This window comes from Deinococcus misasensis DSM 22328 (assembly GCF_000745915.1).
GTDB lineage: Bacteria > Deinococcota > Deinococci > Deinococcales > Deinococcaceae > Deinococcus_C > Deinococcus_C misasensis.
In genome coordinates this window covers 14805-26924 of the sequence record NZ_JQKG01000018.1, presented here as the reverse complement: position 1 = coordinate 26924, position 12120 = coordinate 14805, and the positions used below count along the sequence as shown (strand labels likewise).

The 12120-nt window shown below is 54.1% G+C and carries 17 protein-coding genes; 2 read left to right on the top strand and 15 right to left on the bottom strand.

The window, feature by feature from the left end:
- Entirely contained in the window at positions 1-714 is a 714-nt protein-coding gene (locus Q371_RS13085) for an SIR2 family NAD-dependent protein deacylase (RefSeq protein WP_034341430.1), read from the bottom strand.
- A gap of 369 nt (positions 715-1083) precedes the next feature.
- Between Q371_RS13085 and Q371_RS13080 the strand changes: the two genes are divergently transcribed.
- Positions 1084-2073, top strand: coding sequence for a LacI family DNA-binding transcriptional regulator (locus Q371_RS13080; protein ID WP_034341324.1), 990 nt, complete (start codon positions 1084-1086; stop codon positions 2071-2073).
- A gap of 39 nt (positions 2074-2112) precedes the next feature.
- On the opposite strand, the gene Q371_RS13075 is transcribed toward Q371_RS13080, so the two are convergent.
- A complete protein-coding gene (locus Q371_RS13075) occupies positions 2113-2700 on the bottom strand; it encodes a hypothetical protein (protein ID WP_034341322.1) in 588 nt (195 codons plus the stop codon).
- A gap of 63 nt (positions 2701-2763) precedes the next feature.
- Positions 2764-3369, bottom strand: a complete 606-nt coding sequence (locus Q371_RS13070) for a helix-turn-helix transcriptional regulator (RefSeq protein ID WP_169743843.1) — start codon at positions 3367-3369, stop codon at positions 2764-2766.
- Positions 3370-3424: 55 nt separating this feature from the next.
- Between Q371_RS13070 and Q371_RS13065 the strand changes: the two genes are divergently transcribed.
- Complete coding sequence (locus Q371_RS13065) at positions 3425-3631, top strand: YgaP family membrane protein (protein ID WP_034341319.1); 207 nt, start codon at positions 3425-3427, stop codon at positions 3629-3631.
- Between the two features lie 167 nt (positions 3632-3798).
- On the opposite strand, the gene argC is transcribed toward Q371_RS13065, so the two are convergent.
- From argC to lysS, 12 genes are all read right to left on the bottom strand, one after another.
- Positions 3799-4836: an N-acetyl-gamma-glutamyl-phosphate reductase gene (argC, locus tag Q371_RS13060; RefSeq protein ID WP_034341317.1), complete on the bottom strand. Its 1038-nt coding sequence runs from the start codon at positions 4834-4836 to the stop codon at positions 3799-3801.
- 27 nt (positions 4837-4863) lie between these two features.
- Positions 4864-5169, bottom strand: a complete 306-nt coding sequence (locus Q371_RS13055; RefSeq protein ID WP_034341316.1) for a MazG nucleotide pyrophosphohydrolase domain-containing protein — start codon at positions 5167-5169, stop codon at positions 4864-4866.
- Positions 5169-5696 carry a hypothetical protein gene (locus Q371_RS13050; protein WP_034341315.1) on the bottom strand — a complete coding sequence of 176 codons (528 nt, stop codon included), beginning with the start codon at positions 5694-5696 and terminating at the stop codon, positions 5169-5171. Before Q371_RS13050 ends, Q371_RS13055 begins: the two co-directional genes overlap by 1 nt.
- A 25-nt stretch (positions 5697-5721) precedes the next feature.
- Complete coding sequence (gene lysX / locus Q371_RS13045) at positions 5722-6564, bottom strand: lysine biosynthesis protein LysX (protein WP_034341313.1); 843 nt, start codon at positions 6562-6564, stop codon at positions 5722-5724.
- A gap of 204 nt (positions 6565-6768) precedes the next feature.
- The gene (gene lysW, locus Q371_RS13040) at positions 6769-6942 is read right to left on the bottom strand and encodes a lysine biosynthesis protein LysW (RefSeq protein ID WP_034341312.1); all 174 of its coding nucleotides are present in this window, start codon (positions 6940-6942) and stop codon (positions 6769-6771) included.
- Positions 6943-7002: 60 nt separating this feature from the next.
- Positions 7003-7281: a hypothetical protein gene (locus Q371_RS13035; protein WP_034341429.1), complete on the bottom strand. Its 279-nt coding sequence runs from the start codon at positions 7279-7281 to the stop codon at positions 7003-7005.
- Between the two features lie 19 nt (positions 7282-7300).
- Entirely contained in the window at positions 7301-7792 is a 492-nt protein-coding gene (locus Q371_RS13030; RefSeq protein ID WP_034341311.1) for a LeuD/DmdB family oxidoreductase small subunit, read from the bottom strand.
- Positions 7793-7795: 3 nt separating this feature from the next.
- Positions 7796-7951 carry a hypothetical protein gene (locus Q371_RS27045; RefSeq protein WP_157442698.1) on the bottom strand — a complete coding sequence of 52 codons (156 nt, stop codon included), beginning with the start codon at positions 7949-7951 and terminating at the stop codon, positions 7796-7798.
- Complete coding sequence (locus tag Q371_RS13025) at positions 7938-8717, bottom strand: hypothetical protein (RefSeq protein WP_034341309.1); 780 nt, start codon at positions 8715-8717, stop codon at positions 7938-7940. The genes Q371_RS27045 and Q371_RS13025 overlap by 14 nt, the downstream gene beginning before the upstream one ends.
- Positions 8718-8720: 3 nt before the next feature.
- Entirely contained in the window at positions 8721-9959 is a 1239-nt protein-coding gene (locus tag Q371_RS13020) for a 3-isopropylmalate dehydratase large subunit (RefSeq protein ID WP_034341308.1), read from the bottom strand.
- 13 nt (positions 9960-9972) lie between these two features.
- On the bottom strand, positions 9973-10830 hold the full coding sequence (locus Q371_RS13015) for a PhzF family phenazine biosynthesis protein (protein ID WP_034341307.1): 858 nt from the start codon (positions 10828-10830) through the stop codon (positions 9973-9975).
- A 100-nt stretch (positions 10831-10930) separates the two neighbouring features.
- Positions 10931-12100 (bottom strand): homocitrate synthase, encoded by a 1170-nt coding sequence (gene lysS, locus Q371_RS13010; RefSeq protein WP_051964282.1) that lies wholly within the window; start codon positions 12098-12100, stop codon positions 10931-10933.
- Positions 12101-12120: the final 20 nt, after the last annotated feature.

Here is a 12120-nt window from a genome sequence, read left to right as displayed (position 1 = left end):
TCAGTGGGCCAGACTTTCCAGTGCAATCAATTCTCGGGCCAACTGGGGCACCCCTTTGCTGGCCATCGATTGGATGAAAGACAGGTTTTGCATCCGGGCCATGCGGGGTTGCCTGGGATCAATGATGTATTTGGGGGCATGTTCTGGAACGTACTGCAAGAGGGAAGAGGCCGGATACACCGCCAGAGAACTGCCCACCACCATCAGGATGTCGGCCTGACGCATGAGGTGGGCCGCCTGATTGAACTGGGTGACCTCCTCGCCAAACCAGACGATGTGGGGACGCAACTGGGAACCCAGTTCACAGGTGTCACCCCACTTCAGGTCTGGACCCTGCAAGTGGTAAACCAGCTCTGGATTGCGGGTGGACCGGGCTTTGAAGATTTCTCCGTGCAGGTGCAGCACATTGCTGGACCCTGCACGTTCATGCAGGTCATCCACATTCTGGGTGATGATGCTCACCTGATAATGCCTCTCAAGGTTTTTCAGGGCAATGTGGGCCGGATTGGGTTGGGCCTGCATCACCTGTTTCCGCCATTCGTTGTAAAACTTCAGGACTTCGCGGGGCTGCTTGCGCCAGGCTTCCAAAGAGGCCACCTCGTCGATGCGGTGGTGTTGCCAGAAGCCACCGAAATCGCGGAAGGTGGAGAGTCCACTTTCCGCTGATATGCCAGCACCAGAGAAAACGACAAGATGTTTGGGTCTGCTTCCCATGAGGTAACCCAATTGTAAATCTTCTGACGAAACCTGTCGCGAGGCAGGAGAATCCCTGAGGCAGGTCTTTGATCAGGAGCTTCCCAAGTCGCTCAAACTCTGAAATTTTCTTTAGAACTGTAAAGAACCGTAAAATTTCGTAAATCACACACGCCTTACGGTAAGGGTTGTCACCGATGACAGGAGAGCAAAAAAAGTCAAAAATGAGGTTTGATGGAAAATCTCGCACTCTACACGAAAATCCGTTCAGCCTCTATAATGAAGTCAGTCAAAAATGCCTGAAATTCTTGAAATTCTTTCAGCGTAAACGTGCACGCTTGAAAAAACACGATCAGGCCTTTGTGTTGCTCCCAGAAAGGTGCATCCTGCATGAGTAAAATCACCATCAATGAAGTGGCCCGCATTGCCGGGGTTTCCATTGGAACCGTGTCCCGCGTGCTCAACAACCGGGCAGATGTCAACGAACAAACCCGCAAACAGGTCCTCGAAGTGGTCCGTCAGCTTGGATACGTTCCAGATGCAGGGGCACGCAAACTGGCCAGAGGCACCCGTGGCCTGATTGCAGTGGCCCCTTTCTCCAGCCACGCATCCAACAGTCCCTACTACGCCATCATCATGGATGCAGTGCAAGAAGTGCTCATGCAGCATGGGTACACCGCCCGCGTGATTGAACCCTCTCTGGCCGACCCTGCCAAAGTGCAAGCCTACATCTTCCCCGGTTTGCGCCTGCACGACACCCGACTGGAACAGCTCAGGGACAAAGGCATCCCCCATGTGGTGATTGGTCGCCTCACCGAAACAGGCACCCCCTGGGTGGATGTGGACAACTTCAAAGGCATGCAAAGTTCGGTGCTGCACCTCGTCAAACTCGGGCACACCCGCATCGCCCACCTGACCGGAAGCCCCATTGGACAGACCACCTTTGACCGTCTGGAGGCCTACCACCAGACCCTCGCCCAGCACAACATCGAAGAAGACCCTGATCTGATTCTGGACGGTGGTTTCAGTGAACTGGGGGGGTACCGTGCTGTCCGTCAAGCCCTCGAAAAAGGCATCGAATTCACAGCCATCTCTTCTGCTTCCGATGAAATGGCGGTTGGAGCCATTTACGCTCTGGAAGATGCCGGTTTGCGGGTTCCCTACGACGTGAGCGTGACCGGTTTCGATGATCTGGAAATCGCACAGGTGTTCCGCCCAGCCCTCACCACCGTCAAACAACCCATCCGTGAAGTGGGACATGCCGCCGCCAACATGCTGCTGGACATCCTCGAAAACCGTCCAGCAGACCATGTGCTGCTGCCCACCGAGTTGGTGGTTCGGAGTTCCTCTGGGCCGGTCAAACGCATGGTGAAAAGGTAAGCGTTTCAAGTTCAGAACCTCGTCTCGTGCGGGATTTTTTTATTCGCTATCCTCTTGGATAGATGTGTTTTTGTAGGGCAAAGACGAAGCTTCAAGCTCGCCCTGATCGTCCAGATGCTTCATGGTGCTCCAGATGGTGTCTTCAGAAAGGTGAGAGAACATCACCAGATGCGGAATGTTGAAGGACATGAAATCCATGCCACTTTTGGTTTTCAAATTATGACCAAGAAATTGAAACACGGTCCATTCAAGGCCATCTTGCTCCTTGGGCTTGGGCTGAATGCCGTTTTCGATGTGGTGCAGAAAATGGGTTGGAGTGGCACACAAACACCAGCGCAGGCTTCCATCGGAAAACTTCAAAGTGACTTCAATGCAATCAGAGTTGGGATTGTGAATGGGATCATCCAGATGCACTTCCTGCAAAAGGATTGCATCTGCACCTGAGAGATCAAAAGAAAAAGTCGAATACCATCTGTGACGGCTGTTGTCTCCTTTGATTCTGATCAAATCAGAATCAGCTTTGACGCTCAAAATCTGGTATTTTTTGCCTTTGGTTAAGGCTTCAGGATAATTGCTGACCCGGATACACGTCACCCATTGACCCACCAGAGCTTGTAAATCTTCCATCCTCAACAGTGTATGGGTTGCTTTGCAGGGTACAAATCCTCTGGATGGCTTAAACCAAATGATTTACAAGGTTTTGGAGATCAAGAACACACAACTCCGCTCTCCGGTTCTCTGGCACACGGGGCGTTCACAGGGAAGGCCCGTAACCCCTTCAATGACCCGTCTGGGAATTTCGCACATGTCGGGAAATTCCTGACTCAGTTTGCGGAAGTGGCAATGAAACGCTTGCAGCTCCCATGCTGCAGGATGTTCGATGGTGCGGGTCAGCATTCCGCCGTAATCAAACTTTTCGGCCAGTTCATGGACCCTGCCTTCAGGTTCCAGAGCGGACCCTTTGAACTCCTGAGAGAGTTGATCCACCATGAGCTGCAACACCTGCTGTTTGACCCCGAGTTCTGACACCGAAAGCAGGGCCAGTTTCAAGAGTTCATCGGCCATTTGTGGGAACACCCGATCTGCCGATTCATGCAAGCTGTACAGTTTGCCCGGCCTGCCACGTTCATTTGGGGCAGAGGAGACCTCTAGAAAGCCCTCCTCATCCAGAGCATGCAAGTGATGCCGGATGGCGTTCTCACTGAGGCCCAGCGTTTCACGAAGCTGCAAGATGGTGCTCGGGCCATGCATCTTCAGGTGGGTCACCAGTTTCATGCGCGAGTCATTTTCCACCATTTCCACCATTGTACTGGCGGAAAGATCGGCGTGTAATGGATTTCAGGAGGACAACATGTCACACAATGAAAACACCACCGATCGCATCATCCGAATCGTGCTTGCTCTGGTTTTGCTGGCCCTGATCCTCACCCAGACCGTCACAGGAACACTGGCCGTCGTTTTTGGAGTGCTCGGGGTGGTCTTCGTGGCCACGGCAGCCATTGGGTTTTGCCCGTTGTATCAGCTTTTTGGGATTTCGACCTGTGCTGTGAAGCGGTAGGGGGCCTGTGGCCCGCCGAGGGCCAAGCGCCGAGAGCCGAGGGTAGAAAAGCAAATGCTGGAGCATGTGTTTTGAAGCTTCTGGCTTGCCACGAAAGCACACACAATGAAACAGGGACGCCTCTGAAGTGCGTCCCTGCTCATGTTTTTTGCTCTCGGCGCTCGGCCTTAAGGATGCAACCCCGCGAACTCCAACCCCAGAGTCTCCTCCCAGCCCTGAGCGATGTTCAGGGACTGGATGGCGTGACCTGCGGTGCCTTTCATCAGGTTGTCGATGGCGCTCATGACCACCACGCGGCCAGAGTCCTGATCGATCTCGAAGCCGATGTCGCAGTAGTTGGTCCCAGAGACCAGCTTGGGATCGGGGTAACGGTGGATGCCTTTGCGCACCTTCACAATGCGGATGAAAGGCTCGCTGCCGTACACTTCACGGAAAGCGCCCCACACGTCGCGTTCGCTGTAGCCGTCGGGAATCCACAGCTGGGCGGTGGTCAGGATTCCGCGCACGTGAGGACCGGCAATGGCGGTCATGTGGATGGGGAAGTTGCCGGGAAGCTCCTGACGCAGCTCGGCGTAGTGGCGGTGACCGGTGGCGGCGTACACCCGGTAGCTGTTGTCCCGCTCGGGGTGGTGGCTGGCGTCGCTGGAACTGGCCCCGGCAGCGCTGGACCCCACCAGACCGGTGATGATGATGTCTTTGGGCTGAGGCACACCCAGTTTCAGGAGGGGATACAGGGCCAGAATGGCACTGGTGGCAAAGCAACCTGCGCAGGCAATGCGCTTGGCCCCTTTCAGGTCTTCGCGGTGCAGCTCAGGGTTGCCGTAAACCCACTGGTCCAGCAGCTCGGGGGCAGGGTGGTCCTCATCGTAGTACTTCTTGTAGAGGTCCAGATCCTTGATGCGGAAATCGGCAGACAGGTCGATGATGGTGTCTGCCAGTCCAGCAAACTGGTGGAAGCGCTTGGCCGCGTTGCCGTGGGGCAAGGCCAGCACCAGCACATCCACTGGCTCCAGATCGGCCATGCGGCGGAATTTGAGGTTGGTGCGGCCCCTCAGGTTGGGGTGCACGAAGGTGATGGGATCGCCAGCGTTGCGTTCACTGGTGACCTGGGTGACTTCCAGATTGGGGTGCCCGAGGGCCAGACGCAGGAATTCTCCTCCTGCGTAACCGGACCCGCCAACAATGCCTACTTTGAGTTTCGTCATGGTGCAAACTCCTTTGTTGTGTTGCTGTTATTTTCCTGAGCCAAGCTCATTTTTGACGGACAGACGCTTGCGCAATTTATCCAGGGCAGCATCCAGTGCTTCATCTGGATCCACACCCGTTTCGGCGCAGAGCACCAGTAAAGCAAAAAGGGTGTCACCCAATTCTTCCTTGAAGTTCTCAGTGACTGTGAAAGGCTGGGTCCCATAAGCCGTGCTTTTCAGGACGGATTTTGCCAGTTCTCCAGCTTCACTGACCACATCCAGCACTCTGGAGGCCGGATCGGTCTGAAGCTTGAACTCCTGCTGGATGGAATCGGACAGACCTTTCAGCATCAAGACCACCTCAGGTCACAAAGCATCTCTTCACGGAAATCCAGATCCACAGCCATCCCATAAGCCAGAGGGCTGTGGCACCTCCGCATGGGCGTGCTTTTGCATGCCTGCAATTCCCTTAAGGCAATGGTTTTCACCTGTTCCAGAATGAGGCTCTGGTGTTCCTGAAAAACCTCCAGAGGGTATCCCATCATTCTGGGAGGGCAGTCTGCAAGGTCGTGGCGTTTCTGGGAAAAGGCCCACCTGCTGGGACGGCTGGTGACTTCCCAGTCCTGAATGAAATCCAGCCCAGCATGGATGGTGCTGATGTGGGGTGTTTGTCCGTTTCGCGTCCGGGTTACGATGTAACGGTTGTTGATGGTGAGGGGAAGGATGTACCCAGATCCGGTGGTCCCATTGAAATGAAACCTGAGGTCTTCATTGGCAAGGTCCAATGCTTTGAACAAACCGCCCACAAAATCCAGATAAAGCTCCAGTTCGGCTCTGGAACTGAACTTTTTCAGGTGTTTGATCAGCAGGGTGTCCATGTGGATGCCTTCCCCTCTCAGGGTCTTATTTGGTGTACTGCAAGGTGTATTCGGCCATGAGTTTGGGGATGTTCACGCCCGTGGTGGACACGCTGTTCTTGAACTCCATGGTGTGGTTGATCTCGATGACCAGGAGGCCACGCTCGGGGTCTTCCACGAGGTCAATGGCCACGATTTCCCCATCCACGGCTTTGGCAGCACGCACGGCCAGATCGTTCAGCTCTGGGGTGACTTCGCACTTGGAAGCCTTGCCACCCCGAGCGGTGTTGGTGATCCAGTGCTCGCTGGAACGGTAGATGGCCCCGATGCACTGGTCTCCGATCACGAAAGCACGGATGTCACGCTCGGGTTTCTTGACCAACTCTTGGATGTAGAAAATCTGGTGCTGGTAACCGCCCAGCACCTCTTTGTGCTCGATGATGGCCTCTGCTGCATCACGGTCGTTGATTTTGGAGACCATGCGGCCCCAGCTTCCCACGGTGGGCTTCATCACCACGGGGTAGCCAAACTCTTCGATGAGTTCCAGAGCGCTCTCAGCAGTGAACGCCACGCCGGTTTTGGGGGTGGGGATGCCTGCGGCGGCCAGTCTGGCGTTGGTGGCGAGTTTGTCTCCACACATTTCGATGACGTGGCTGGGGTTCACCACTTTCACGCCGAAACCTTCCAGAGCACGGGTGATGGCGTGGCCTCTGGACTGGCTCACGCAGCGCTCGATGGCAGCTTTCCAGGGCACCTGACCTTCACCAAAAGTCAGTTTGAGTTGAGGGGCGTACACCTTGTCGTACTCGATGCCCAGTTCATCGAGGGCATCAAAGAGCATTTTTTCGTCGGGGCGTACACGGTCATAGATGATTGCGAAGTCGGCCATTTTTTCCTCTTTTTGGGGGACTCAGATTTGCAGAACAAAGCCCCGGGCCTGTCTCGGCGTCCGGGGCGCAAGGTTGACATCCAGTGCGGTGCAGAGTCAGGGATTTGGTGTACTTGCTACACCTTGATGGTTCCATTGTTCCAGAAAGTGTTCTTCAAAGAAAGAACCATTTTTCACGGGTTCACAGAACCAATCCCGACCGGATCACTCGCCCCAGTCTTCGGCTTCCTGAGGAGCAAGGCTGAGCACTGGGGGCTCAAGGCTGGTGACTTCCAGTTCAGCGCCGCACTCGTCGCAAATGACCAGTTCGCCAAGCTCAGGGTTGTTCAGTTCGATGGTTCCGCCGCACTCGGGGCATTCAAAGCTCACAGTTGCCATGTTTCTCTCCTTTGGACCTTACGGGTTCCAGGTGAATGGTGAGGAAAACCTCACAGACTTTTACTCCTCCCACTCTAGAGCAAATTTGTATTTGCAGTGGGGACATTGGGCTAGGCTTTTGGTCAGCATCTCGTCTGTCAGCTCGAATTCCTCTCCGCACTTGGGGCAGAGGGTCATCCAGACATGACGGTGCAATTCAAGGCCTTCTTCGGTCTTTACGATTTCCAGATCGGTGTGGCAACAATCGCAGGTGATGATGTCACCGTCCTGAAAGTCATTCAGATCTTGATCGGTGAACAGGAGTTCTTCGCCACAGGCTTCGCAGAAAGCTTGATACATCCCGTTCATTCTAACAGCCTTACTCTCCGGGGAATTTCTTGTACTTGCGGTAGTACTGCAAGATGCTTCCCTCTTTGAGGGCCTCGGTCAAAAAGGCAGGTGGAGGAGGAAGCTGGAACACTTCACCGTTGCGGGTCAGGACCCCGGTCGCCAGATCCAGAGACACCTCATCCCCGTCTTGCAGGGCATCGGCGATCTCGGGGGCTTCGAAAGCGGGAATCCCGAGGTTGAGCAGGTTGCGGTAATGGATGCGGGCAAAGCTGTGGGCAATGATCCCACCGATTTGCAGTTTCTTGAGGGCCATCGGAGCGTACTCACGGCTGGATCCCAGACCCCAGTTGCGGCCTCCCACCAGCAGGTCACCGGGTTTCACTTGCCCTGCAAACTCGGGGCGAAAGTGCGAGAAGGCGTACTTGTGAAAGACATCCTCTCCAACCATGAAAGGGGCGTACTTTCCGGGCAGGATGTCGTCGGTGTTGATTGAGTCACCAAACTTCCAGATTCTGGACATCATTTACTCCTCTTCTACAAAAAAGCCCATCAGGTCATCCAGATTCCAGGTGACCCCACATCCGGGGCATTCGACGCGTGGTTTCTCGGGGTGGGTGACCTCGACCTGTTCACCGCAGGACGGGCACCGGAAGGTGAAAGGGAAATTAAGGTGTTCCATTATTCGTCCAAGGGATATTTTTTATGCCTTTATCGTAGTAGGAAATTATATGGATATAGTTTAGATCCTCTCGATTTCTTATAATGTACTCACGTATAGGTCCATATTTTAATATTTTAAATACTGAATCGAAAAATTGAAAATTTACATTATAGTCTATCAATTCACTCTGTAAGCAATATAAAATAGAATCAATTTTGAATAATAATTCATTGACGTTTTCTTTGAGTAAGATTTCTGTTCTTCTGGTGTTGTTTGCGTTGAATCCGTATATTTCGTCAAATATATCCATATTTAAATTTCTGTTGCTATCTATGAATTTTTTGATAACATTTCTGTCTTTTGTGAAAATCTCCTGAAATTTTCCTGTACTATCGGTATAGTATATAAATTGTATTTCTAGACTCTCTGTGCTTCTTAAGATCGTTTTGTATATCTCCATATCGAATATGGAAGCGTGTATAGATTTATAGTTTTCGAGCTTTTGTAGATTGATTGAAAGTTCGGTGTATCTTTTATTTTCTTGGTTGGATTTGATGAGGTATAAAAATGTTATAAAAGTCAGAATGGAAGTGAGTCCGCCAAAGCTATCTCCAAAGACTCCTATTCCATCATCTGAGGCGGTTGATATATTTTCAATTATAAATTTTACTATTAGGGGCCAGAAAAAGAGTAGAAATAGGATTAAAAATAATTGCATACTTCTATTTTTCAAAATATATTCTAAAATATAGTCAATATATTGATTAATGCCTTTCCTCTTCATAGTTTAAAGATCCTCAGGCAATGAAATCACGCCCATGACGGCAGTGGCAGCAGCAACAGCAGGGGAGGCCAGATAAATCTTGGCATCCTTGTCCCCCATGCGCCCGATGAAGTTGCGATTGGAGGTGCTCACGCAGACTTCGCCGGGGGCCAGCACACCCTGGTGCCTTCCCATGCAGGGACCACAGCCCGGAGTGCTTAAAGTTGCGCCAGAGCGGATCAGGGTCAAGAGGGTTCCATCTGCGGTGGCCTGTTCCAGCACTTCACTGCTGGCAGGGATCACCAAGAGGCGCACATTGGGGGCCACTTTGCGGCCTTGCAGGATCTGTGCAGCAGCATGCAGGTCTTCGAGGCGTCCGTTGGTGCAGGTGCCAATGAACACCTGATCCACTTTGATGCCGCGCAGGGCGGTGACCTCTTCCACGTTGTCCACGTAGCTCGGGACGCTCATGCGGGGGGTGAGTGCGCCCAGATCAATGGTGATTTCATTGACGTAACGTGCACCTTCATCGGGGTAGACCCACTCTGGGATGGTGTAGCCGTAATCGGTCAGGATTTCTCCGCCGGGAACGACCAGACCCGCTTTGGCTCCGGCCTCCACGCACAGGTTCGCCAGAGTCATGCGTTCGCCTCTGGTGAATCGGTCTCCAGCGTGGATTTCGATGCTCATGTAGGTTCCGCCGTCTGCGGTCAGCACGCGGATCATTTCCAGAGCCACGTCTTTGGCGGTGACCCCTGCGTTCAGTTCGCCGGTCAGGGTGACTTTCACGGACTCGGGGACTTTCAGCCAGGTTTTGCCACTGGCGGCAGCCAGAGCAATGTCGGTTGCGCCCATTCCGGTGCCGAAGGCGGCCACGGCCCCGTAGGTGGTGCTGTGGCTGTCGCTGCCCAGCACGATGGCTCCGGGGAAAGCGAGGCCTTCTTCCATCAGGACCTGATGGCAAATGCCACGACCCACATCAAACAGCTTGACGCCTGTGCGGGCTGCGTATTCTCGGGCCACCTGATGGCTTTTGGCCACATTCACGCTGCTGGCAGGGGCAACGTGGTCAATCACGATGGACACCCGCTCGGGGAATTTGGGGGTGGTTTCCAGTTCGCGGTCCAGCACTTTGATCACGGATTCGGCGATGGAATCCACGATCATCACTTCGTCCACCTCGACCACTGCGAGGTCTCCGGCGTAAACGGTTTTTCCGCTGCGCTGGGAGAGGATTTTTTCAGCCATGGTTTGGGGTTTCATGGTTCTCCTTCGTTCAGTCTTCCAGAGACAGGTCCAGCACGTCTTGCCGGGTGACCAGTCCGCCGACCCAGATGTCTTGGGCTTCGCCGTTCTGGACAGTGAAAAGTGCGTTCAGTCTGGAAGGTTTTTTGATGGCCACGGCCTGTGTGACACTCAGGCGCTGGCTTCCATCTTCCAGAATACCCACTTTTGCGAGGTATCCGCAGAGTGTGGCATAGGTGTTGCTGGCCGCGTTGTCTTCCACGATGTTTTTCAGTGGAGCGGTGTACCTGAAGCTGATTTCCCCTTCAAGACACACGAAAATCAAGCCTCTGGTGCCAGTTGCATTGTTGAGGTCGGTGACCAGTTCCAGATTGGGCTTGGCGCTCCTCAAGCCTTCTGCGGTCAGAGGGACCACCAGATTGGGTCTGGAGGTGCTTGCGGCCATGATGGGATACCTGAGGTCCAGATCGGTCCGGTCAATTTGCAGGGCCTCGCAGACCAGATCCAGATCGGCCTCGACGGACAATGCGGTGGCATCTCCCTGCTTCAGGTGGTACATGCCCTGTTCCAGACGAGCAGGCATGACTTCCTGCATGTTCACTTGCACCGCTTCATCCAGTTCACCCCGAGAGCGCAGGTGGGCCAGAGCCACAATCGCCCCAGAGTCGGAATCGCCTTTCTCTTTCTGGGCATTGAAAAAACGCAAGCTGACGTGGTCCTGCCCATACTCCGTGATGAAGGCGGTGATGGGCGCACCATAACGGCTGGCGTTCTGTTTGGCGATGCTCTGGAATTCGGTTTCAGAAGCATCCTCGCACACCGCGATCACTTTGCCGCCTGTGGCACTGGGGTAATCCGGGTAAACCGTGTAAATGTAGCTTTCGGGCATGGTTTCCTCCAGAGCCGTCAGCCATCAGCTTTCAGCAAGACACCAAGCCAGAGCTTGGGCATCTTGAGAACTGACCGCTGACGGCTGATTGCTGATGGCTTTAAGCCAACACCCAGCTTTTCAGGATGTCGCTGATGTGCTCGTCATCGAGGTCTCCGCTGTCTGCGAGGGCCTTGATGTGGTCGGTGATGTCACGGAGTTGGTGCTCACCGAAGTGCAGGCCCAGTTCGCGGGCTTTGAAGGCAATGGCGTGCTTGCCGGTCAGTTTGCTGCCAGCCTGAATGCGGCGGCCCACCCCGAACACCTCTGGGGGAATGGCTTCGTAGGCACCGGGATTCAGGTAAATGGCTTTCAGGTGCATGCCGGCTTTGTGGTTGTAAGCAAATTCACCGGTCAGGTAGTTGTTCCAGGGGATGGGCAAACCGACCATGCGGGCGATCATGTTGTCCAACTCGGGGAGCATCTCCAAGTTGTACTTGTCCATCAGGCCCTGAGGGTCAAAAGTGAACATGCGCGCCAGAAAACCGCCCATGGGGGTGATGCCGTTTCTCTCACCGATGCCCAGAATGGTGGTGTCGATGTGGGTGGCTCCGGCTTCCACGGCTTCGTAAGCGTTGGAGATGGCGCATCCCGTGTCGTTGTGGCCGTGGAATTCGATGTCGCAGCTCACGGCTTTGCGCACTTCACGGACCAGAGAGTACACCTGACGGGGGGTGGCCACGCCCACGGTGTCTGCCAGCCCCACGCGGTTCACGCCGATTTCGTCCACGGCTTTGTAAACGCGCAGCAGGTCGCTTTCTTCGCTGCGGAAGGTGTCTTCGGCAGAGAAACGCACCTGCACGCCCTGAGATTTCACGTATTGAATGACTTCTCTGGCCTGATCGATGATCTGGTCGATGCTTTTTCCGTGTGAGAATTCACGCAGGTAACTGGAGGTGCCGAACAGCAGGTCCAGCCCGTGCACGCCGGTGTCGATGGCGCGGCGGGCATCTTCCATGGCGCAGCGCACGTGGGTGATGATTTTGGCTTTCAGACCGAGGTTCACCAGACGGACTGCGTCGGTGGCGGCCTGTTCGTTCACCATGGGGGTGGTGACTTCGATGAATTCCACACCGAAGGCATCCAGAGCCTGTGCAACTTCGACTTTGTCGTCGCTGGAAAAGCTGGCTCGGGCAAATTGTTCACCTTCCCGCAGGGTGGAATCGATGATGTACCACCGGTCTGCGGGAATGTAGGCTTTGTATTCTTGGTTGCGAGGCTCCTGACTCATAAGTGAAAAACAATGTACCC

What these genes read in the sequence shown, in the direction of transcription:
- lysX (WP_034341313.1), bottom strand. Translation starts at nt 6,564, where the DNA reads ATGGCCGACTTCGCAATCATCTATGACCGTGTACGCCCCGACGAAAAA.
- Q371_RS13080 (WP_034341324.1), top strand. Translation starts at nt 1,084, where the DNA reads ATGAGTAAAATCACCATCAATGAAGTGGCCCGCATTGCCGGGGTTTCC.
- Q371_RS13085 (WP_034341430.1), bottom strand. Translation starts at nt 714, where the DNA reads ATGGGAAGCAGACCCAAACATCTTGTCGTTTTCTCTGGTGCTGGCATA.
- Q371_RS13055 (WP_034341316.1), bottom strand. Translation starts at nt 5,169, where the DNA reads ATGCTGAAAGGTCTGTCCGATTCCATCCAGCAGGAGTTCAAGCTTCAG.
- Q371_RS13025 (WP_034341309.1), bottom strand. Translation starts at nt 8,717, where the DNA reads ATGAAGAGGAAAGGCATTAATCAATATATTGACTATATTTTAGAATAT.
- Q371_RS13030 (WP_034341311.1), bottom strand. Translation starts at nt 7,792, where the DNA reads ATGTCCAGAATCTGGAAGTTTGGTGACTCAATCAACACCGACGACATC.
- Q371_RS13065 (WP_034341319.1), top strand. Translation starts at nt 3,425, where the DNA reads ATGTCACACAATGAAAACACCACCGATCGCATCATCCGAATCGTGCTT.
- Q371_RS13035 (WP_034341429.1), bottom strand. Translation starts at nt 7,281, where the DNA reads ATGTATCAAGCTTTCTGCGAAGCCTGTGGCGAAGAACTCCTGTTCACC.
- Q371_RS13015 (WP_034341307.1), bottom strand. Translation starts at nt 10,830, where the DNA reads ATGCCCGAAAGCTACATTTACACGGTTTACCCGGATTACCCCAGTGCC.
- Q371_RS13050 (WP_034341315.1), bottom strand. Translation starts at nt 5,696, where the DNA reads ATGGACACCCTGCTGATCAAACACCTGAAAAAGTTCAGTTCCAGAGCC.
- Q371_RS13020 (WP_034341308.1), bottom strand. Translation starts at nt 9,959, where the DNA reads ATGAAACCCCAAACCATGGCTGAAAAAATCCTCTCCCAGCGCAGCGGA.
- lysS (WP_051964282.1), bottom strand. Translation starts at nt 12,100, where the DNA reads ATGAGTCAGGAGCCTCGCAACCAAGAATACAAAGCCTACATTCCCGCA.
- Q371_RS27045 (WP_157442698.1), bottom strand. Translation starts at nt 7,951, where the DNA reads ATGGAACACCTTAATTTCCCTTTCACCTTCCGGTGCCCGTCCTGCGGT.
- Q371_RS13070 (WP_169743843.1), bottom strand. Translation starts at nt 3,369, where the DNA reads ATGGTGGAAAATGACTCGCGCATGAAACTGGTGACCCACCTGAAGATG.
- argC (WP_034341317.1), bottom strand. Translation starts at nt 4,836, where the DNA reads ATGACGAAACTCAAAGTAGGCATTGTTGGCGGGTCCGGTTACGCAGGA.
- Q371_RS13075 (WP_034341322.1), bottom strand. Translation starts at nt 2,700, where the DNA reads ATGGAAGATTTACAAGCTCTGGTGGGTCAATGGGTGACGTGTATCCGG.
- lysW (WP_034341312.1), bottom strand. Translation starts at nt 6,942, where the DNA reads ATGGCAACTGTGAGCTTTGAATGCCCCGAGTGCGGCGGAACCATCGAA.